We start from the raw sequence: 21406 nt of genomic DNA on the forward strand, positions 1-21406 counted from the left end.
GGTAAAGAATCATGCGTCATCGTAAAGCAGGTAGAAAATTGAACTTGACGAGCAGTCATCGCGCTGCCTTGTATCGCAATTTGGCGGCTGCGCTCGTGGAACATGAGATCATCAAGACGACGCTGCCGAAGGCCAAAGAGATCAGGCGTTACGTCGAGCCCCTGATCACCTTGTCGAAAGAGGATAGCGTGGCCGGTCGGCGGCTGGCATTCGCTCGGCTTCGCAACCGGGAAGCTGTGACGAAGCTCTTCAACGATCTCGGGCCCCGTTTCAAGACGCGCCCCGGTGGTTATACGCGGATTCTCAAATGCGGTTTTCGGGCGGGCGACGCAAGTCCGATGGCGTACGTGGAACTCGTGGATCGAACCTGAGCGCACCCCGCCGGGAGCGGAGCGTCCCGGCATACTCCCCTTTCGGGGCATCCGGCGGCCCCGTCGTTTTCTTACCGGCACAGCGCCATGCCGGAATTTCTCGCAGACCATCCTGTTTCGTCGAAAGCTTAGTGGCCTCTCCCCCTGATACGCCGGGTTCGTTTTCTGCGTTCCACGAGTGTGAACGGATCTTCGCGCAGTGGGGATACCCGTTTCAGGACTATTCTGAGTCTTTCCGTCAGTCTCTGGACACCGTCTGTAGGTGCAGCCGTTTCTTTCTGGGGGTCGTGAAGCGCGACGCTCATGTCATCCCCCTGCTTGCCTCGTTGTTCGAAGGGCACACATCGGAAAGGAATCCCTCAGCGGATTTGCAGCAGCGTGTGGCGGAGGTGGCCGATCGGAATGGCCTGATGCGGGTATTGCGCCAATGGCGTAATCGGGAGATGGCGATCATCGCCTGGCAAGACATTTGCGGCCTTCTCGATATCGATAGCGTATTGACGAGAATATCCGAGACGGCCGAGTCGGCTATCCGGACGGCCCTCGACTGGCTGTTCGACGACGCCTGCCGGCGGTGGGGTGTTCCGCGCCGCAAAGACGGCTCGGCGCAGAGTCTGGTCGTTTTGGGCATGGGAAAGCTGGGGGGATACGAGCTGAACTTTTCCTCCGACATCGATCTGGTGTTCGCCTACGTCGAAGACGGCGAGTTTCCCGGCCGCAACGGTGCGACATATGCGGAATTTTATACGCGGCTCGCGCAGTCACTGGTGCATGTGCTGGATGCGGTGACGGAAGACGGCTTCGTTTTTCGCGTGGACGTGCGGCTGAGACCTTTCGGTGAGAGCGGCCCGCTCGTGGTCAGCTTCGATTCCTGTGAACGCTATTACCAAGCCCAAGCGCGCGACTGGGAACGCTATGCGATGGTCAAGGTGCGTGCCGTGGGCGGAGATGCCGGAGACGGCAGGGAGTTTGAACGGTTCTTTCACCCTTTCGTGTACCGTCGCTACCTCGATTACCGGGTTTTCGGGGAACTGAGGTCGCTCAAGGCCAGGATCATGGCCGAACTCAGGCGGAAGGACAGGGGGGACAACATCAAACTGGGTGCGGGTGGCATTCGGGAAATCGAGTTCATCGGTCAGGCGTTTCAACTGATTCGGGGCGGCCGGAACGTGGAGCTGCAGGACCGGCGCATCCTCGTCGTCCTGGAGAGGTTGGGGCGTTTGCGTCTGCTCGAACACGGGACGGCTTCATTTCTCTGCGCTGCCTATCGGTTTTTGCGCAAAGTCGAGAACCGGCTCCAGCAATACGAGGACAAGCAGACCCACGAGCTCCCAGTATCGGAGGAACGGCGCGGGCTATTGGCGTTTTCGATGGGGTTCGAATCGTGGGAGGGTTTCCTGCACCGTCTTGACGAGGTCCGGCGCCGCGTCCACGAGATTTTCACGGAGGTGATCGCCGAACCTCCGCAGCCCGCAAGGGGGGAGCCGCTGCTGGACGGCGGCGAGGCGGAGCTATCCCAAGCGCTGGCGGGGTTTGACGGAGCCGCCGAAGCCATGACCGGCGCTTTGGTCAAGTTCCGGGCCTCGGCGCCTGTTCGGCGGCTCGGTGCCGGTGCCAGGGCGGAGCTTCAGAGAGTCATCGGAAAGTTGCTGGCGGAGCTCGCCGCGTTCCGTGTGTCCGATCCTGTCGGCGTGTTGGGTAGAATCCTCCAGTTGTTCGAATCGATCGCCGGCAGGGGGGTCTATTTTTCGCTGCTGGCGGAAAACCCGTCCGCGCTGTCGCAGCTGGTCCGGCTGGCGGCGGCAAGTCCCTGGATCGTAAGGCTCATAGCCGGCGCTCCGATTCTGCTCGATGAGTTACTGGACCCGAGGACCCTGTACAGCCCCTTGACCCGTGAGTCCTTGGGGCGGGAGGCGGACATTCTCTTCAGCAGTCTGGCTCCCGATGACGACGAGCAGCTGATGTTGCGGCTTAGGCAATTTAAGGCGGCACACCAGCTGCGGATCGCGGCGGCCGACATCATGAACGTCATCCCGGTCATGGTCGTCAGTGATTACCTGACGGATCTGGCCGAGGTCGTGATCGAACGGGTGCTGCGGCTGGCCTGGAAATTCGCGGCTGCGCGTCACGGCATCCCTCCGGTGGAGGCGGAAACCTCGGTTGATTTTCCAGGATTCGGGATCATCGCCTACGGAAAGCTCGGCGGCATAGAGCTGGGCTATGGGTCCGACCTCGATCTGGTCTTCCTCTACGATGGGGTGGCCAGCGACGCCGTCACCGATGGGCCGCGTCCGATCAGCGCCGCCGAGTTTTATGCCCGCGTGGTTCAGCGGATGGTCAGTCTGCTGACGGCCGACATGCCAGGCGGCGCATTGTACGAAGTCGATCTTCGCCTGCGGCCCAGCGGAAGCTCGGGTCTCCTCGTCAGCAAAGCCGATGCCTACGAAAACTACCAGCTGCATCAGGCCTGGACATGGGAGCGGCAAGCGCTGGTGAGGGCGCGGTTCGTGGCGGGTGATCCGAAGGTGGGTGTACGGTTCGATGCGATCCGGCGGAACGTGCTTTGCCGGGAGAGGGACAGCCGGCAGGTGAGGCTCGATGTTCGGACCATGCGCGAAAAGATGCGTGAACATCTGGCGGACAGACGGCCCGGAGTGTTCGATTTGAAGCAGGGCATTGGTGGTATTGCCGATATCGAGTTTATTGTACAATTCGGCGTCCTCATCAGCGCAGCGAAGCATTGTGAGATCACCCGCTGGACCGATACGGTCCGCCTATTGGACAGCCTTCGCGCCATAAATTTTCTGGAGCTCGGCCAGGCAGACCGCCTTCGATGCGCCTATTGCGACTATCGCGGCAGGGTGCACCGTCTTGCTTTGCAAGAGATGCCTGCGTTGGCAGCATCATCGGAGTTTCCTGAGCACCGCACGGCTGTGGAGGCAGTCTGGAAACAGATCATTGAGGCGCCGGTGTTTTGAGCGAACAGCAGCCGACAGCAATTCCCCTCTGATTGCAGGAGATCATTTCATGACGATGGACGATCGGGACGGACAGATCTGGCTCGATGGGACGTGGCTCCCCTGGCGCGATGCCAAGGTTCACGTTTTGACCCACACGCTGCACTACGGCTGTGGCGTGTTCGAAGGCCTGCGCGCCTACCGTACCGCGCGCGGCCCGTCGGTCTTCCGGCTCCGTGACCACACGGACCGGCTGTTCCGCTCGGCCCACATTATGAAAATGTCGATTCCGTTCGACAAGGATACTCTCGACCGCGTCCAACTGGAGGCGGTGGCGCGCAACAATCTGGAAAGTGCCTACATTAGGCCGATGTGTTTCCTCGGGGCCGAGGGCATGGGCCTGCATGCTCACGGACTGGCGGTCCATGTGATGGTCGCCGCCTGGCAATGGGGCAGTTATCTCGGGGCTGAAAACATGGCTCGCGGCATCCGGGTGAGAACCTCCTCTTATACTAGGAATCACGTCAACAGCGTCATGAGCAAGGCCAAGGCCAATGGAAACTATCTCAATTCCATCCTGGCCGTGCAGGAAGCGATCGAAGCCGGTTGTGATGAAGCGTTGTTGCTCGACCAGGAAGGCTACGTTGCCGAAGGCAGCGGTGAAAATATCTTCATCGTCCGCCATGGCAGGCTCTATACGCCGGATCTAACGTCGGCGCTCGAGGGCATTACGCGAGACACCGTGATGACGCTGGCGAGGGAAAACGGCCTGGAAGTCGTGGAAAAACGCATCACCCGCGACGAGGTTTACATAGCCGATGAAGCGTTTTTCACCGGGACCGCCGCCGAAGTCACGCCGATCCGAGAGGTAGACGGGCGCGTGATCGGCACAGGGGGCCGCGGGCCAGTGACAGAGAAGCTGCAGGCACTTTATTTCGACTATGTGCATGGGCGTCGTTCGGACCATGCCGAATGGTTGAGCCACGTTTGACGAGGCTTTCGGCCCGGTCGTGCGGCAGATGAGCGTGAGGCGTCTGCCGCACAGTCCGTCGGTCCGTTCTACTTCAGCATCAAGAAGAACGAGCCGCTGCCCCGCTGGACGCTGAGGAGCAGCTCCGAGCGGCCCTTGGTGGCGCGCTTCAGGTCATCGAGCGTTTCGATTTCCTCGCGGTTCGCCATCACGATCACGTCGCCGGGGCGCAGGCCGGCCTGGAAGGCGTAAGAACTCGTGTGGATTTTTTCCACCTGGACACCGCCCTCCTCGTTGTTCTTAAGTATGACACCGGACAGTCTGGGATGGATTTTATTGCCCTCTTCCTGGACCAGTTTGGGGGCGCGGATCACCACCTCGCGTACCACTCTCTCCCCCTTGTGCATCACTTCGACCCGGACTTCTTCGCCTATGGGCAGGAGGCCGATGGTGTTGCGGACGTCCGCGCTGTTTTTGACCGGGCGGTCATTGACGCTGACGACGACGTCGCCGGCTTCCAGGCCCGAAGATGCGGCCGGGGAATCCTTTTGGACGCCGGTGATCACCGCGCCCTGGCTCTGCTTCAGGCCAAAGGCCTGAGCGAGATCCGGCGTCAGGTCTTGGATGGTGATGCCGATCTGGCCGCGGCGGATTTCGCCCTTTTCGACCAGTTGGGTCATGATGCTGGCGGCCATGTTGGACGGGATGGCGAAACCGATGCCCACGTTTCCGCCGGTGGGAGCGATGATGGCCGTATTCACGCCGACCAGCTCGCCACGGAGATTGATCAAGGCGCCTCCCGAGTTGCCGGGGTTGATCGAGGCGTCGGTCTGGATGAAATCCTCGTACCCCTCAATGCCGAGTCCGGATCGCCCCAGGGCACTGACGATGCCGGAGGTCACTGTCTGCCCCAGGCCAAAGGGATTGCCGATGGCTACCACGAAGTCGCCGACTTCGAGCTGACTCGAATCACCGATGGGCAGTTCCGTCAGATTCTTGGGTTCGACCTTGATGACGGCCAAATCCGACTCCGGATCGGCGCCGACCAGTTTTGCGCTCAACTGGCGTCCGTCTCTCAAGGTCACGCTTATCTCGTCCGCCTTGTCGATCACATGGTTGTTGGTGAGGATGTAGCCTCGGCGGGCGTCGACGATCACCCCGGAGCCGAGGCTGGAGCTCTCACGGCGCCGCGGCTGATTCGGAATACCGAAGAAATGCCGGAAGAAGGGGTCTTGCATCAGGGGATTCTCGGCGATTTCGATCTGGGTCTTCGTCGAGATGTTGACCACCGCGGGCATGGCCTTCTTCAAGACGGGCGCGAGGCTGGGCAGTGGCAGACCGTTGACGCTGGCGGGCAAATCCGCCCACACCGGGGGGCAGAGGGACAGGCCGCTGGCGGTCAGTAGCAACAGCGCGCCGATGGATTTCATGCGCATGGAATTACCTCTATCGATTATCTTTCTAAACCGCATAGCAAGAGGGTCCAAAGTCTAGCAAAAAGCCCGATGGAGCAGCGGCACGGGAATACCGAAAATATGGGATGCCGGCGGTACGATGACAATATCGACGAAGGTGGGCCGCTAGGGAGGGGCGGTCCGTGAGGTCGTCGGGATGGGAGACGTCAGGCTTTGAGCGTACTCGGGCCGAAGCCGGGAGCGGGACTGCTCCGCGGCGTTTCGAGCCAGGTGAGCGACTGGCGCGCCGCGGCGGCACCATCCTGAAGTCCTTTGGCGATCACCCGCCGTCCCGGGATGAGCTTGCCCAAGACCAGGGCGCCGAGGACCACGCTGAAGGAAAGGCAGTAAACCGACCCGTAGACAGCTTTGGCGACGAGGCCGGATTTGCCAAGATCGTCGATGGTGTTGGTCGAAGGGGAGGGAGAGGGCGCGGTCCTTTCCTCTGCCGCTGATACCAGGCTTAGGACCGGCCCGCGCGGTTTGGACGTAATGGGTACGACTTTCTTGGCCATGGGCTTACTCCTCAACGAGTTCACGAACGAGCGCTTTGATTTCCCTGGCTGCCGCGCCCTTGTGGTCGAACTCGAGGACGGAGAGGCCGGAGGCGGCGCTTTCGGCATAGACAACCCTTTGATTGACATTTGTTTCCGCAACCGGGAAAGGGTGATCTTTGAGCGCTTCGGCCACGTCGCGGCCGATCGCGGTATTCACGATCTTCCGGTTGACGATGAATTTCCCTTCGAGATGATCGTTGTATATCTTAACCTCCTGTATCAACTTGACAATCTCGTTGGCAGCCCAGACGTCGTAAGGAGAGGGCTGAACCGGGATGAGGACGAGATCGCAGGCCATGATGGCGGACCGGGCGAGCTCATTGACCCGGGGAGGTCCGTCGATGATGACGTGGTCATAGCCGGAAGCGAGTTCCGGCACGTCCTTGTGCAAGGTCGGTTTCGCCATGCCGACGACGGGAAACAGGGTGTCGCCCCGCCGGCTCGCTTGCCAGTCCAGGGCGCTGCCCTGCGGGTCGGCATCGATGAGCAGGGTTCGCTTGCCCGACAACGCCAGAGCGGCCGCGATATTGACCGACAAGGTGGTCTTGCCGACGCCACCTTTCTGGTTGAGAACGCCGATGATCATACAGGGATGCCGCCCGCGCGAAGTACGGTATGGCTGTGTATGCTAGTCGATTCCGGCGATGCTTGCATCGCTGGCGGACCGTCCGGGGCCATGCGGACGGCCTGGACGGCTGGGAGGCGCGCAGCAGTCCGGGCTGAGCGCGCCGATGGTGGGGGTGGACCGTTTTATTTGATCTTGGCTTCTTTGTACAGGACGTGCTTGCGCACGACCGGATCGAATTTCTTGATTTCCATTTTCTCCGGCATGGTGCGCTTGTTCTTGGTGGTCGTATAGAAATGACCGGTGCCGGCGCTGGATACCAACTTGATCTTGTCACGCATGGCTCATACTCCTGTGCTCAAACCCGTTCGCCGCGTTTGCGGATGTCGGCCAGGACGGCATCGATTCCACACTTGTCGATGACCCGCAGGCCATGGTTCGACACTTTGAGGCGGACCCAGCGGTTCTCACTCTCGACCCAGAAACGGCGTTCGTGCAGGTTGGGGTTGAACAGTCTTTTCGTCTTGTTGTTAGCGTGGGAAACGTTATGGCCTACAATACGTCGCTTCCCCGTAACCTGACATACCTTGGACATGGCTTACCTCAATGTCGGCTTGCAGGGTGGAAAAACGTGCTTTATAAGGGTTTGACGGCGTTTAGTCAACTGCAGGAACGGTTCTTTCGGGAAGGCGATGACTTTGAAACTCGGGATAGTGATGGACCCGATCGGCAAGATCAAGATCGGGAAGGACAGCAGTTTCGCGATGCTGTTGGAAGCTCAGGCGCGGGGTTGGGAGCTCTTCTACATGGAGTTGAACGATCTTTACCTGCGTGACGGTCGTGCCCATGCACGGGTCAGGCACCTTCAGGTCGAACGCGATTACGTCCGCTGGTTCGAGTTTCTGGACGAGCGGGACATCGCGCTGGACACGCTCGACGTCATTCTGATGCGGAAGGATCCGCCCTTCGACCAGGAATACATTTATGCCACCTATCTGCTCGAATGCGCCGAGAACCGGGGCGTGTATGTGGTCAACCGGCCGCGTTCGCTGCGGGATGCCAACGAGAAGCTGTTCACTGCCTGGTTCCCCCAGTGCTGCGCGCCGACGCTGGTCGCCCGCGAGGCAGGTCGCCTCCGTGAATTTCTACGCGAGCATGGCGAGATCGTCCTGAAGCCGCTCGACGGCATGGGCGGCGCCTCGATCTTCCGGGTCGCCGAGGGCGATCACAACCTGAGCGTCATCCTCGAAACCATGACCCAGCATAACCGCCGTTTTGTCATGGCGCAGCGTTACCTTCCGGAAATCCGGGATGGCGACAAGCGGATACTCGTCGTCAACGGCGAAGCGGTCCCCTATGCCCTGGCGCGCATCCCCGCCCACGGCGAAAGCCGGGGCAATCTGGCGGCTGGCGGTCGGGCGGAAGGAAGGGAACTGACCGAGCGGGACCGCTGGATCGTGTCGCAGGTCGGGCCCACCCTGCGCCAGCGCGGCCTGGTATTTACCGGTCTCGATGTCATCGGCGATTACCTCACCGAGGTCAACGTCACCAGCCCGACCTGCATCCAGGAGCTGGACACGCTGTTCGGCCTGAACATCAGCGCCATGCTCATGGACCACATCGAGTCGGTCGTGTCCGGGGAGGACCGGGCCCGTGATGTCGCTTGAGTCGCGCGACCAAAGCCGTCTGCTGCTCGCGCTGCTGATCGCGCTCGCGGTACACGCCGCGGTGATCCTCGGTCTGAACGTCCGGTCCACTGTGACCACGAAAGACCTGCCCCGGGTGTTCGACGTGGCGGTCCTGCGGCTTCCCGCTCCCGAGGCGCCGAAGCGGGCGGAACATCGGGCGGCGGAAAACCAGCGCGGTGACGACCGACCGGAGACTGTCGAGCCGGTGCCGGGCCGGGGGGCCAAAAAGATGACAGAACCGGCGCAAAACGGGGCGTCGCGCCCGGTGACGGAGCGTCCGCCCAAGCTGCGAGGCAACCGGGCCGAACACTCGGTCAAGGCCGCGCCGGTGGTCGAGCCGGAGCTTGAAGTCTCTCCGGCCGTCCCCATCTCTGCCGAATCCCTGAGCCGGCAGATCGCCGAATTCGGTGCGGCTTACGTACGGCAGCAGCAGGAGGCTCCGCACCCGCGGATGGTCTACATCAACTCGGTCAATGCCCACAAATACAAGGCGGCGGCTTACGAGCGGGCCTGGCAGGACAAGGTCGAGCGCATCGGCAATCTGAATTACCCGGAGGAGGCTCGCCGCAAGGATCTGACGGGCAGTCTGCTGCTGAGCGTGGCGCTCCGGCCCGACGGCAGCGTATACAAGGTGCAGGTGCGGCGTTCTTCCGGGGAGCCGGCATTGGACGAGGCAGCGGTGAGGATCGTCCATCTGGCGGCACCGTTTGCCCCGTTTCCGGTGGAACTGCGGGAGGAAGCCGATATGCTGGTGATCACCCGCACCTGGAAGTTCCTGAACGGCAAGCGTTTGGAGACCGCGCCGTAGTTTGCCGCTTGCGACGCCGCTCACGGAGCGCCGATACTAACGACGATGAACTCGGAAGCAGAATTTCTCGCCAACCATTTCCTGATCGCCATGCCTGGTCTGACCGATCCGCATTTCGCGAAGACCGTGACCCTGGTTTGCCAGCACAATGCGGACGGCGCTCTGGGCATCATCATCAACCGTCCGTCCGAGCTGAAGCTGAGCGATATCATGCGGCAGATGGAGATCGATCTGAAAGTCGCCGAACTGGGCGATCTGCCGGTGTTTTTCGGCGGCCCCGTGCATCCGGAGCGCGGCTTCATTCTGCATGAACCGGCCACGGTATGGGCCTCCACCTTGGTGGTGTCCGAACGTCTGGCATTGACGACGTCCAGAGACATTTTGGAAGCGGTCGGGCGGGGTGAAGGGCCGAGGCGCATGTTGCTGGCACTGGGCTACGCCGGTTGGGGGCAGGGCCAGCTCGAGCGCGAGATCATCGACAATTCCTGGCTCAACGCGCCCTCGGACAACGCCGTGATCTTCGAGCACCCGCCCGGACGGCGCTGGAAAGCTGCGGCCGATCTGGTGGGCGTCGACATCTCGCTCTTGACCAGTCAGGCCGGGCATGGCTGAGGTGCCGGCCGATTCGCGTGGCGCCACTTATCTCGGTTTCGATTTCGGCGAGCGGAACATCGGGGTCGCAGTGGGTCAATCCGTCACCGGCACCGCAGCGCCGCTCCGGACCCTGCGGGCCCAGCCGTCCGCGCGGTTGTGGGCCGCCATTTCCGAACTCATCGACCAGTGGCTGCCCGCGGGATTGGTCGTCGGCCTTTCCCACCAGCAGGACGGCAGCGAAAATCCGATCACGGCGCCGACCTTACGCTTCTGCCGGCAGCTCGAAGGCCGTTACCGGCTGCCGGTGTATACGGTGGACGAGACACTCACCACGGCCGAATCGCGCACCCACTTCTACCAGCGTCGCCGCCGCAAGTCGGTCGAGTTCGAGCAGGTGAAAGACGAAATGGCGGCGCAATTGATCCTGCAAACCTGGTTTTCGATCGACAAGGCATCACCGAGGTAATACATGAACCAAGCGGATTTCGACGTCGAAACGCTGCTGGCGCGCCTGGAGAATTCCCTGCGTGAGGAACTCGCCAGGCGCCGGCTCGACGATCCGGCCATGATCGGTGTCCATACCGGCGGGGCCTGGATCGCCGAAGTCCTGCATCGGCGTTTGGGATTGTCCGAGCCGCTAGGGTATCTGGACATCTCGTTCTACCGGGACGATTACCCGCAATCGGGCATGAATCCGGACGTGCGGGCGAGCAAGCTGCCGTTCCGGGTCGACGGCCGCAACATCGTGCTGATCGACGACGTGCTGTACACCGGCCGTACCGTGCGCGCCGCACTGAACGAGATCTTCGATTACGGCCGGCCCGCGGAGATTGTGCTCGGCGTGCTGATCGACCGTAACGGCCGGCAGATTCCCATCCAGGCCGATTGCATCGGCGGACGGGTGGAGCTGGAGCCGGGGCGGCGCATCAAGCTCACCGGCCCCGAGCCTCTGCAACTGACGATGCGTGCGGGGGGGCGATGAGCGTGACGGCCGCTGCCGACATCCAGCTCACTGCTTCCGGGCGTCTGCGCCATTTCCTGACGATCGAGGGTCTGAGCCGGGAATTGCTGACCCGGATCATGGACACCGCCGAGTCCTTCGCCGGCGTGACGGCTCAGAACGTCAAGAAGGTGCCCCTGCTGCGCGGCAAGACCGTGGTCAATCTGTTTTTCGAGAACAGTACCCGCACCCGGACGACCTTCGAACTCGCCGCCAAACGTTTGTCCGCCGACGTGCTCAACATCAACATCGCGACCTCTGCGACCTCCAAGGGAGAAAGTCTGCTCGATACCATCCGCAACCTGGAGGCGATGCACGTCGACATGTTCGTGGTGCGTCACGCTCAGAGCGGGGCCGCCCATTTCATCGCCCGCCACGTCGCACCGCACATCAGCGTGCTCAACGCCGGAGACGGCCGCCATGCCCACCCGACCCAGGCCATGCTGGACGTGTTCACCATCCGCCGGGCCAAGGGCGGATTCGCCGGCCTCAAGGTGGCCATCGTCGGCGACATCCTGCATTCCCGGGTGGCGCGTTCCGAAATCTGGGCACTCAATACCCTGGGGGTGGATGAGGTGCGGGTGGTGGCGCCTAAGACCCTCTTGCCAGCCCATGTCGAAGCCTTGGGCGTGGTGCCTTACCACGATCTCAACGAGGGACTGCGCGACGTCGATGTGGTGATCATGCTGCGTCTGCAGCTCGAGCGCATGGGGAGCGCGTTCATACCGTCCGAACACGAATATTTCCAGCGCTTCGGCCTGACCGAGAAGCGCCTGGAGAAGGCCAGGCCGGACGTCATCGTCATGCATCCGGGGCCGATCAACCGCGGCATCGAGATCGATTCGGCCATCGCGGACGGTCCGAGATCCGTGATCCTGCAGCAGGTCACCCACGGTATCGCGGTCCGCATGGCGGTCATGTCCATGGCCATGCATGCCGGTCCGGACTTGGAGGTGCCGGTATGAGCGGCCCACGCGTCCTCATCGAGGGCGGGCGGATCGTCGATCCGGCGAGCGGTTTCGACGGGACAGGGGTGGTATGCGTGGCGGACGGCGTCATCGTCGGCGTCGGCAGCCGTCCGGACGGCTTCGAGGCTGACCACCGCATCGATGCCGGCGGCAGGATCGTGTGTCCCGGTTTCATCGATCTGTGCGCCCGTCTCCGCGAGCCCGGACAGGAACACAAGGGTACCATCGTGTCCGAGGGGGCGGCGGCGGTGGCCGGCGGCATCACGACCCTGTGCTGCCCGCCCGATACCACCCCCGTGATCGATACGCCCGCCGTGGTCAAGCTGGTCACGGAGCGGGCGGAACAGGCGGGCAAGGTGCGGGTGCTGCCGATCGGTGCCCTGACCCGCAGCCTGAACGGAAAGGACCTGAGCGAAATGCATGCGCTCAAGCGCGCTGGCTGCCTGGCCCTGAGCAATGCCGACCGGCCGCTCGCCAACCTGCTGGTGCTGCGGCGGGCGCTGGAATATGCGGCGAGCTTCGGTCTCGTCGTGGTGTTTCGTCCCGAGGAACCGTGGCTGTGCAGCCAGGGCTGCGTGCATGAAGGAGCGGTGGGCAGCCGTCTCGGGCTACCGGGTATTCCCGAGACGGCGGAGACCGTCGCGGTCGCCCAGGCACTCCCGCTGATCGAGCAGACGGGGGTGCGGGCGCATTTCGGCCAGCTCAGCAGCGGCCGCGCGGTGGAAATGGTCGCCGAGGCCAGGGCGCGCGGTGTGCACGTCAGCGCGGACGTGGCGGTGCATCATCTGCATCTCACCGAGTCGAGCGTCGACGGTTTCGATGCGCTCTGTCACAGCCGTCCTCCGTTTCGTACAACGGCCGACCGCGACGCACTGCTCGCGGCCGTGGCGGACGGCCGGATTTCGGCGGTCTGCTCGGATCATCAACCCCACGAGCCGGACGCCAAGCTCGACGTCTTCCCCGAGACCGAGCCCGGTCTGTCTTCGTTGCAGACCCTCCTGCCGCTCATGTATGCGCTGGTGGCGGAGGGAAGGCTGCCGCTGTCGGCCGCCATTGCCCGCCTTACCGTGGGGCCAGCGGCGATCCTCGGCCTGGAGTCCGGCCGGCTGGCTCCGGGCGCACCGGCAGACGTTTGTGTATTCGATCCCGCGGCCGTGTGGGTGCCGGCGGAGGGCGGCTGGGTCAGCGCCGGCCGCAACACGCCGTTCTGGGAGCGGGCCCTGACGGGGCGGGTGACGGCGACCCTGGTAGGGGGCCGGCTGGTCTACCCTGGCGAGACCGCTTCGTGAACGGCGCCGCGGTGCCGAGCGTATAATCCGCCCGGCTCCCGCTCGGATTCCCAAGATCCACCGTTCCTTTTCGGACGACGACGTCGAGCGGGCGGGACGGTGTGTTTCCCGTCGTAGTGATGCGGGCGGGTCTGTTCAGGGTCCCAATGGCAGGCGTATCGTGAACCGGGCGCCGCCTTCCGGGATATTCGTGACTTCGATGGTTCCCCCGCAATGCCGGACGAGGGCCTGTGACAGCGCGAGGCCCAGGCCGGTTCCGGGCATAGCACCGGCGCGGGCGACCGAACCCCGGAAAAAACGCTCGAACAGCCGGTCTTTTTCGCCGGGCTCGATTCCCGGTCCGTTGTCGCAAATGCTCACTACCGCCTCCCGAGCGTCGGCAGCCAGTCCGATGTGGACGGTTCCGCCGGGCGGCGAGAACTTCAAGGCGTTTTCCAGGACGTTGGAGAAAGCGACGCCGATCGAAGCGCCGGACACCCACGCGGTCACGGGTTGCGAGGTTTCGACGACGATCCCGATCGAGCGTTCCTGCGCCAGCGGTTGCTGGCGACGCACGACTTCGGCCAGAACCGTGTTCAGACAAACGTTCTCGCCGGGAACGGCTTCCTGCTGTGCGTCGAGCCGTGCCAATTCGAGCAGTGCTTCCACCAGTTGGGTCAGCCGTTCCACTTCCTCGAGGCAGGAGTGCAGGGTCCGTTCATATTCGTCCGGGCGCCGGGGACGACGGAGGGTGATTTCGAGTTCCGCGCGCAGTCGGGACAAAGGCGAGCGAAGTTCGTGGGAGGCGTCAGCCGTGAAGCGGCGCTGGACCTCGAAGCTCCGCTCCAGACGACCGAGCATCTCGTTCAGCGTGTCGACCAGTCTGCCGATTTCGTCGCGGCTGCCCGGATGAGGGAGACGTTCGCCGAGGTTGGCCTCACCGATCCGGCGGGCTTGACGGACGACCTCGTCGATCGCGTGGAATGCCCTGCGAGTCAGCGATGTGCCGGCAATGCCTACCGCCACCAGCAAACCGGAGGTCAGGACGATGAACAACAGGCCGGCCGATTTCATGACGTTTCTTGCGTCATCCAGTGATCCGGCAACCTGGATCGCCAGTCGCGAACCGTCCTTCCGTACCGGAATGGATACCATTCGAACCGGTTCCTCGCCGAACGCCGGGAGGGTGTCGAAGACCGTTTCCCCCCGGCTCAGGCGCGACAGCAGGCCGGGCGGCGAGGGAAGCCGAGCGGTGCCGAGGTTTGCGCTACGTGCCAGAACGCGGCCGTCGCCGTCGACAATCTGCACCAGCCGGTCGAGACGGATGAAGGAGGGAGGCGCGGGGCCGGGGGCGGTTTCATGGATCTTGATCGACTGTTCTCCGCCTTCCAGCAGCATCGCCCGTTCGGTTTCCGCAAGGGCCAGCAGCGCGGCGTCGAGCCGACTGTGGACCGCCTGGCGCAGCATCCAGTAGGCGCCGGCGGCGGAGCAGGCCAGCACGATGACGACGACGGCCAGGTGGACGAGGATCAGACGTGCCCGTAAACCGAGGATCACGGCGATTCGCTGCCAGCCGCCGCCAGGCTGAAGCCGCAGCCTCTCACCGTTCGAATGAGAGGCGGAACGCCGGGCGGATCCACCTTACGGCGTAGATTGCTGATGTGAACATCGATCAGATTGTCCAGAGCGATGAGACCGGTTCTCCATATCTCCTCGGCCAACTGGGTGCGGGATACGACTTCGCCGGCCCGTCGCAACAGGAGTTCCAGGATGGCGTATTCCTTGGGGGTGAGGGAGAGCGGGCGTCCGCTCCGCGTGACGCGTCGACTGCGCGGGTCGAGGACGAGGTCGGCGACCGACAGCATCGCCGGACGGGCTTGTTCCGCCCGCCGCAGTAGGGCACGAACGCGCGCGAGCAGTTCCTCGAAGGCGAAGGGCTTGGTGAGGTAATCGTCGGCGCCGGTGTCGAGTCCCCTCACCCTGTCCGTCAGCGCATCGCGGGCGGTGAGCATCAAAACCGGCGTGCGTATCTCCCGCTTCCGAAGTTCCTCACAGAAAGTCAGCCCGTCTTTGCCGGGCAGGTTCCAGTCGAGGATGATCAGCCCGTACCCGGTGTGGAGGTTCTTCTGCTCGGTGTCTTCCGCGGAGTGGGCGGTGTCGACGCGGAAACCCTCCTCGCCGAGTCCGCGTGTCAGAAGTCCGGCTGCTTTCCGGTCGTCTTCGACCAGGAGGATTCTCATCGTCTGCCGTGGGGGTTCTCTGTTGAAGCCTCGGGGGGCGATAGTCTACCGCCTCGCCGGCCGAAGCCGATCCTGAAGAAGAATTCAGGGTTTCTTGAACCAATCTTAAGCATTGCTTCGCTATCCTACACGCGCTTTTCGCGGAGTGCCTGGGCCGTCTGCGCGTGCCTACCGGAACGCCGTGGGCGGCACGGTCTGTCCGGCGGGCATCGACACATCAAACGAAAACACTGGCGGGTATACGAGTGGAGAGGGGCGTCTTCCAGGCGGACGAGAGAGGTACCGGCCCGAGTGGGCTCGGGCGTTGTCTGCTTTGCGCCGTGTGGCTTCTTGGCGGTTGTGCCGCACCGGGATACAGGCCCCCGGGTCTCCCCGTCTTCATGCAGGATGCCGTCCAGCCCGGAACGGCATCGGCGGCTCCGCCCGCTCCCGTGCCGTCCGGCGACATCGGCATCGCGGACGCGGTGCGGGAGTTGACCCTGAATCAGGCGATCGGCCGGGCGCTGGAGGCCGATCCGCAAATCAAGGCGGGCCTGGAAAGCGTACGGCAGGCAGAGGCTGATCTGGTCACGGCCGGTCTGCTGCCCAATCCGGAGCTGACCGCGGATGTGCTGATGATCCCGTGGGCGCAGCCCTGGCGCGAAACCCGGCAGGGTGGGCCGACCCAGACCGACGCGCTGGTAAGTTTTCCGATCGACTGGTTCCTTTTCGGCAAACGCGCCGCGGCGATCGTCACCGCCCAGAAAGGCGTGGACGTGACCACGGCCCAGTTCTCCGATCTGCTCCGCCGGCGCATCGCCGGTACCATCGCCGCCTTTTACGATGTGCTGGAGGCCCAGGCCCTGCTCGACCTGGCGCGGGTGGACCTCGACAATCTGTCGCAGTTGGAACAGGTCACGGCGAACCGTGTGGAGCTCGGGGGGGCTGGCACCATCGAGCTGGACCGCGTCAAGGTGTTCATTTTCGGAAGCCGCCGCGAGGTTCGTAGCCGAGAAACCGCTTTGGCGACAGCCATCGCGCGGCTGCGGACCTTCCTCGGCTATTCAGACGACGTCCCGCTGAAAGTGAAGGGGGAGCTGGATGTCGCTGCGCCGGCGGCGCCGTTGGCGGCCGATGCCGCTTTCGCCCTGGCGGAGGAAAACCGGCCCGATCTGATCGCGCTGCAGCGCCAGATCGCGATGGCGGCCGCGAACGTGGAACTGGAGGAGCGCCGCGCCTATCCGGAGGTCAAACCCGCCTTCGGTTACACCAATCAGTTCCAACATGAGATGAACCAGGCGAATGCCGATTCGTGGAACGTCATCCTGCAGATGCACCTGCCGGTTTTCGACCGCAACCAGGGCAACATTGCCAAAGCCAAGTCCTTGAAGAGCCAGGCCGAACATAATCTCACCGCTCAGCTGGTGAGCCTGCGGGCCGAAATCCTCGAAGCGGTCAAGAACTTCGAGGCGGCGCGGGATGCCCTGATGATCGACGATCCCGGACAGCTCGATGCCGCCCGCAACGTGCGTGACAAGATTCGCGCCGCCTATGAACTGGGCGGCAAGCCGCTGATCGACGTGCTGGATGCCCAGCGCGCCTACCGCGAAACCTTCCGGCTGCATATCGCCAGCCGGTCCAGCTACTGGCATTCACTCTATGCCCTCAATGCCGCTATCGGAAAGCAGGTGCTTCGATGATTTCCCGGTTTCGTGCCCTTCCGGTCGCGCTTCGCCTGGCTGTCCTGGCGGCCGGTGCGGTGACATTGGTGATGGGGATCTGGCGTTTCTGGCCCGCGTCGGCGCCGGAGTTCACGGTGGAGCGGCCCCCGAATTCGGGAACGGCGACCGTCGTCGGCCCTTGGCTCGTGTCCGTCGAGCCCGGCAGCCTGCTGGAACGGAAATTCGACCTCCCCACGGTGCGCAAGGAACGTATCGGCACCCCCTTGTTGACGGTGACCGGCGCGGTGATGGCGCGGCTTCGTCCCGGTAAGGAAGCGCTGGAGGACCGCTGGCAATTCAGCAGCGTGGAGTTGTCGGGCATTTACGCCGACTGGGAAAAAGCGGGCACCCAAATGGATTTCGAAGCCAAACGCCTGAAGAAGACCCGCGAACTGACGGCGGCGCAATTACAGTCGCAGGAGCGGGTGGTGGAGCGCTTGCGCAAACTGGTCGCCACCGGCACCGAAGCGGTGCGGGATCTGACCCAGGCGGAAGCGGCCTTGCTGCAGATTCAACTGGAAGGTCAAAAAGCGGTCTTCGAGGCCGAGAGTGCGCTCACCCAGGCGACCCACAGCCATGCCGATCTGGAGCGCCAGTTGCTCCAAGCGGGTGTGGACCCGGCGTTGCTGCAACACGCCGACACCGATTCGGCGATGGTGATGGCGGATGTCCCTGAAGTCCGGATCAGTCTGGTGAAGCCGGGTCAGGCCTGCGAAGCGCATTTTTTCGGCTTGCCCGGCCAGTCCTTCCGGGGAACGGTGAGAAGTCTGGCGCCGGCATTGTCGCCGGAGCGCCGGACCTTGCGGGTGTTTTTCGAGCTCGACGACAGCAAAGGTCAGCTCAAGCCCGGCATGTATGCCGAAATCGGTCTGGGTACCGATCTGCGCGACGCGGTACTGGTGCCCTCGGATGGCGTCTTGCATATCGGAGATACCGACTTCGTATTGACGGAGGCCGGCAGGGGAGCGTGGCGCGTCACACCCGTTCAGGTCGGGGAACGGACCGGGGAGCGGGTCGAAATCCTCGCGGGACTGGCGGGCGGGGAACGCATCATCGGGTATGGTGCGATTCTGCTCAAGCCCTTGGTGGTGCAGGCACTGCTCAAGGCCAGGACGGCGCCGGCGGATGATGGAGACGATCCCTGATGATCGCCAAATCCATTCGAGCCGCCCTGCAGTTCCGCTGGTTGGTCTTGATCCTGGCCGGTGTCCTGATGCTGCTCGGCGGATGGCTGTTCACGCGGATGAAGATCGACGCCTATCCGGACATTTCGGCACAGATGGTCCAGGTGATCACGACCTATCCCGGCCGCGCACCCGAGGAAGTCGAGCGCCAGGTGACACTGCCGGTCGAGATCGCCATGCGCAACGTGCCCAAGGTGGAAACCATCCGCTCGCGTACGATCTTCGGGTTGTCGCTAGTCCAGCTCATATTCGAGGAGGGGACGGAAAGCTATTGGGCGCGCCAGCGGGTGCAGGAGAAGTTGACTGGCCTCGAATTACCGGCGGGCGCCCTGGCCGAACTGGGGCCGCTTGCCACGGCTTATGGCGAAGTGCTGCGCTACGAGCTGGTGTCGGATGGACGCCAGGACTTGATGGAACTGCGCACGCTCAACGACTGGGTGGTCATCCCCCGCCTGCTCCGGGTGCCCGGCGTCGCGGAGGTCTCCAATTTTGGAGGCTATGAAAAACAATTCGCGGTGCTGCTGCATCCGGCGCAGCTTCAGCGCTACGGTCTGTCGGTCAACGACGTGGCAGATGCCATTCAGACCAACAACGCCAGCGCCGGTGGCAGCGTGCTCTCGCGGGGCAGCATGTCGTTCGTGATCCGTGGCCGCGGATCGCTCCAGAACGCGGAAGAAATCGGTACGATCTTCGTCAAATCCCTGGGCGGCACTCCGATCTACATCCGTGACGTCGCCGACGTGCAGCTCGATTCCAAAGTGCCGGCCGGCATATTCAGCAAGGACTTCAAGGACGAGGCAGTCGAAGGCATCGTGCTGCTGCGCAAGGGAGAGAATCCGTCCGACGTGTTGGCTGCGGTGCAGGCGGCGATCACCGAACTCAACACCGAAGGGCTGCCTCCCGGCGTCCGGATCGAGCCTTACTACGATCGCAGCACTCTCGTCGAAAGCACGCTGCATACCGTCGGCCACAGCGTGATGACGGGTATCGGCCTCGTCATCCTGATCCTGCTGGCTTTTCTCGGCCGGCCGTCGCTGGCGGCGCTGGTGGCGTTGACCATTCCCTTCGCCCTGCTGTTCGCCCTGGTATTGATGTACCTCGCGGGCATCCCGATCGGGCTGCTTTCGATCGGCGCCATCGACTTCGGCATCATCGTCGACGGCGCCGTGGTCATGGCGGAGAACATCGCCCGGCGGCTGGATGAGCGGGAACGGGGCGGGGCACTGGGAAGCGTGATGCCGACGGTTCTGGAGGCGGCCCTGGAGGTCGAGCGGCCGGTATTCTTCTCGCTCCTGATGATCCTGGGGGCATTCCTGCCGCTGCTGACGCTGACTCACATCGAAGGCTTGCTGTTCCGTCCGATGGCCTTGACCATCGTGTTCGCATTGGGCGGGGCTCTGCTTTCCGCACTGTTCGTCGTGCCGGTTCTGGCGACCTTTTTTTTCAAGCGAGGCTTTCGTGAGTGGCACAATCCGGTGCTGCACTGGTTGACCGGACGGTACCGGTCGTTGTTGACCGCACTCATCCAGCACCGCAAGTCTGTCGTGGCGACTGCGGGAGGGCTCTTGGCATCGATCCTGGTGACGGTGGTGCCGCGGCTGGGGATGGAGTTTCTGCCGTACATGGACGAAGGGGTCATCTGGGTGCGCGCCAACTTTCCGGAAGGCACCTCCTTGCAGCAGACCGCCCGTTTCGGCCGCCGTCTGCGGGAGATCGCCCTGGAATTTCCCGATATTCAGTTCGCCGTGGCGCAGACCGGCCGTAATGACAGCGGCACCGACCCTTACCCGCCCAGCCGGATCGAAATGATGCTGGGCCCGAAGCCGCGCGAGACCTGGACGCGGTTCGGAAACAAGCATGAACTGTTGGCTGCGCTCGGGGCCCGTTTCCGGGAGGAGTTTCCGACCACCCGCTTCAACTTCACCCAGCCGATCATCGACAGCGTTACCGAGGACACCAACGGCACCTCGGCCAACCTGGCGATCGAATTCTCCGGTCCCGACTCGGAGGTCCTGCTGGATCTGGCCCGAAAGGCCGAAGCGCTGCTCAAACGGGTGCCTGGCGCCACCGACGTGAACATCGAGCAGGAGGGTCCCCAGCCACAGCTGCTGATCGAGCCGGACCGCTCCTTGTGTGCCCGCTACAACGTCCGGATCGAGGATGTGACCCGGCTGATCGATACCGCCATCGGCGGTTCACCGATCGGTACCCTGTATGAGGGCGAGCGGCGTTTCGACATCGTTACCCGGTTTTCCCCGGAGCATCTGCTCTCACCCCAGGCATTGGGACGGCTGCCGGTCTATAACGCTTCCAATATTCCCATCCCGCTCGCACAAGTGGCACGCATCGGGATCGTCGACGGACAGACCATGATCGCCCGGGCCGACGGACGCCGCCGTCTGACGGTCCGCAGTGATATCGTCGGACGCGACCAGGGCGGATTCGTCGCCGATGCCCAAGCGCGGTTCGAGCAGGAAATCCGTATGCCTGCCGGTTACCATGTGGCCTGGCTGGGCATGTACGACAACCTCCAGCGGGCGAAGCAGCATTTTGCACTCCTGGTCCCCGTCACGATCGGCGTCATCTATCTTCTGCTCCTGGTCACGTTCCGGACGCAACGGGTGGCGCTGATTTTGCTGACGGCGATACCCTTTGCCTTCGTCGGTGGGGTCCTGGCGTTGTATGTGCGCGGGATGAACGTCAATGTGTCGGCGGGGGTGGGGTTTGCCGCGGTGTTCGGTGTCTCCATCATGGACGGTGTGCTACTGCTGCGCACCATCACCAGCCACCGGTTGGCAGGTGTGCCGCTGGAGCAGGCCATCATCGACGCGGCCACCCGCCGCTTCCGCCCCATCCTGATCACGGCGCTGGTGGCCATCCTGGGCCTGGTCCCGGCCTCGCTCGCCACCGGGCTCGGTTCGGACGTGCAGAGGCCGGTGGCCACGGTGATCGTCTGGGGTTTGTTCAGCGCGACGATGATGACGCTACTCTTGATCCCCGTGCTTTACCGCCTGGCTGCGCCTTCTCTGCCGGTTGCGGGTGAGGGTGGGGCTTCTTAGCAGGGAGCGGGATCGATCCCGTT

Annotated in this window: 20 protein-coding genes; 13 read left to right on the plus strand and 7 right to left on the minus strand. The window is 63.3% G+C overall.

Translation table 11 applies throughout. From position 1 onward, the window contains the following. Positions 1 to 11: 11 nt before the first annotated feature. The 3 genes from rplQ (at position 12) to H156_RS0102280 (ending at position 4319) form a co-directional block, all read left to right on the plus strand. A complete protein-coding gene (rplQ, locus tag H156_RS0102270) occupies positions 12 to 371 on the plus strand; it encodes a 50S ribosomal protein L17 (RefSeq protein WP_017365428.1) in 360 nt (119 codons plus the stop codon). 131 nt (positions 372 to 502) lie between these two features. Beyond that, positions 503 to 3349, plus strand: a complete 2847-nt coding sequence (gene glnE, locus H156_RS0102275; protein WP_026045960.1) for a bifunctional [glutamate--ammonia ligase]-adenylyl-L-tyrosine phosphorylase/[glutamate--ammonia-ligase] adenylyltransferase — start codon at positions 503 to 505, stop codon at positions 3347 to 3349. Between the two features lie 49 nt (positions 3350 to 3398). Beyond that, positions 3399 to 4319, plus strand: coding sequence for a branched-chain amino acid transaminase (locus tag H156_RS0102280; RefSeq protein WP_017365426.1), 921 nt, complete (start codon positions 3399 to 3401; stop codon positions 4317 to 4319). Between the two features lie 68 nt (positions 4320 to 4387). Here H156_RS0102280 and H156_RS0102285 read toward each other — a convergent pair whose 3' ends face one another. The 5 genes from H156_RS0102285 to rpmB form a co-directional block, all read right to left on the minus strand. Continuing rightward, positions 4388 to 5734: a DegQ family serine endoprotease gene (locus H156_RS0102285; RefSeq protein ID WP_026045959.1), complete on the minus strand. Its 1347-nt coding sequence runs from the start codon at positions 5732 to 5734 to the stop codon at positions 4388 to 4390. 185 nt (positions 5735 to 5919) lie between these two features. Beyond that, on the minus strand, positions 5920 to 6267 hold the full coding sequence (locus tag H156_RS0102290) for a hypothetical protein (RefSeq protein WP_010961570.1): 348 nt from the start codon (positions 6265 to 6267) through the stop codon (positions 5920 to 5922). 4 nt (positions 6268 to 6271) lie between these two features. Next, entirely contained in the window at positions 6272 to 6895 is a 624-nt protein-coding gene (parA, locus tag H156_RS0102295; protein ID WP_017365425.1) for a ParA family partition ATPase, read from the minus strand. A 164-nt stretch (positions 6896 to 7059) separates the two neighbouring features. Further along, a complete protein-coding gene (gene rpmG, locus H156_RS0102300; RefSeq protein ID WP_010961568.1) occupies positions 7060 to 7215 on the minus strand; it encodes a 50S ribosomal protein L33 in 156 nt (51 codons plus the stop codon). 17 nt (positions 7216 to 7232) lie between these two features. Then, positions 7233 to 7469 (minus strand): 50S ribosomal protein L28, encoded by a 237-nt coding sequence (gene rpmB, locus H156_RS0102305; RefSeq protein WP_010961567.1) that lies wholly within the window; start codon positions 7467 to 7469, stop codon positions 7233 to 7235. Positions 7470 to 7566: 97 nt separating this feature from the next. Between rpmB and gshB the strand changes: the two genes are divergently transcribed. Genes gshB through H156_RS0102340 form a run of 7 tightly spaced genes read left to right on the plus strand, consistent with a single transcriptional unit; the run spans position 7567 to position 13221 of the window. Next, positions 7567 to 8541, plus strand: a complete 975-nt coding sequence (gshB, locus tag H156_RS0102310) for a glutathione synthase (RefSeq protein ID WP_017365424.1) — start codon at positions 7567 to 7569, stop codon at positions 8539 to 8541. After that, positions 8531 to 9370, plus strand: a complete 840-nt coding sequence (locus H156_RS0102315) for an energy transducer TonB (protein ID WP_017365423.1) — start codon at positions 8531 to 8533, stop codon at positions 9368 to 9370. Before gshB ends, H156_RS0102315 begins: the two co-directional genes overlap by 11 nt. A gap of 45 nt (positions 9371 to 9415) precedes the next feature. After that, complete coding sequence (locus tag H156_RS0102320) at positions 9416 to 9982, plus strand: YqgE/AlgH family protein (protein ID WP_010961564.1); 567 nt, start codon at positions 9416 to 9418, stop codon at positions 9980 to 9982. After that, the gene (ruvX, locus tag H156_RS0102325; RefSeq protein ID WP_010961563.1) at positions 9975 to 10430 is read left to right on the plus strand and encodes a Holliday junction resolvase RuvX; all 456 of its coding nucleotides are present in this window, start codon (positions 9975 to 9977) and stop codon (positions 10428 to 10430) included. Before H156_RS0102320 ends, ruvX begins: the two co-directional genes overlap by 8 nt. 3 nt (positions 10431 to 10433) lie before the next feature. Next, positions 10434 to 10946 (plus strand): bifunctional pyr operon transcriptional regulator/uracil phosphoribosyltransferase PyrR, encoded by a 513-nt coding sequence (gene pyrR / locus H156_RS0102330; protein ID WP_010961562.1) that lies wholly within the window; start codon positions 10434 to 10436, stop codon positions 10944 to 10946. Then, entirely contained in the window at positions 10943 to 11929 is a 987-nt protein-coding gene (locus H156_RS0102335) for an aspartate carbamoyltransferase catalytic subunit (RefSeq protein WP_010961561.1), read from the plus strand. The genes pyrR and H156_RS0102335 overlap by 4 nt, the downstream gene beginning before the upstream one ends. Beyond that, positions 11926 to 13221: a dihydroorotase gene (locus H156_RS0102340; RefSeq protein ID WP_017365422.1), complete on the plus strand. Its 1296-nt coding sequence runs from the start codon at positions 11926 to 11928 to the stop codon at positions 13219 to 13221. The genes H156_RS0102335 and H156_RS0102340 overlap by 4 nt, the downstream gene beginning before the upstream one ends. Positions 13222 to 13356: 135 nt before the next feature. Here H156_RS0102340 and H156_RS0102345 read toward each other — a convergent pair whose 3' ends face one another. Both H156_RS0102345 and H156_RS0102350 read right to left on the minus strand, forming a co-directional pair. Beyond that, positions 13357 to 14757 (minus strand): sensor histidine kinase, encoded by a 1401-nt coding sequence (locus H156_RS0102345; protein ID WP_017365421.1) that lies wholly within the window; start codon positions 14755 to 14757, stop codon positions 13357 to 13359. Then, a complete protein-coding gene (locus H156_RS0102350; RefSeq protein ID WP_017365420.1) occupies positions 14754 to 15440 on the minus strand; it encodes a response regulator in 687 nt (228 codons plus the stop codon). Before H156_RS0102350 ends, H156_RS0102345 begins: the two co-directional genes overlap by 4 nt. Positions 15441 to 15820: 380 nt before the next feature. On the opposite strand from H156_RS0102350, the gene H156_RS0102355 reads away from it, so the two are divergent. From H156_RS0102355 to H156_RS0102365, 3 genes are read left to right on the plus strand one after another with little or no spacing between them, the layout of a single operon-like run. Continuing rightward, positions 15821 to 17119, plus strand: coding sequence for a TolC family protein (locus tag H156_RS0102355; RefSeq protein ID WP_017365419.1), 1299 nt, complete (start codon positions 15821 to 15823; stop codon positions 17117 to 17119). After that, positions 17116 to 18285: an efflux RND transporter periplasmic adaptor subunit gene (locus H156_RS0102360; RefSeq protein ID WP_010961553.1), complete on the plus strand. Its 1170-nt coding sequence runs from the start codon at positions 17116 to 17118 to the stop codon at positions 18283 to 18285. The genes H156_RS0102355 and H156_RS0102360 overlap by 4 nt, the downstream gene beginning before the upstream one ends. Further along, complete coding sequence (locus H156_RS0102365; RefSeq protein WP_017365418.1) at positions 18285 to 21383, plus strand: efflux RND transporter permease subunit; 3099 nt, start codon at positions 18285 to 18287, stop codon at positions 21381 to 21383. Before H156_RS0102360 ends, H156_RS0102365 begins: the two co-directional genes overlap by 1 nt. Positions 21384 to 21406 lie beyond the last annotated feature (23 nt).

This window comes from Methylococcus capsulatus str. Texas = ATCC 19069 (assembly GCF_000424685.1).
GTDB lineage: Bacteria > Pseudomonadota > Gammaproteobacteria > Methylococcales > Methylococcaceae > Methylococcus > Methylococcus capsulatus.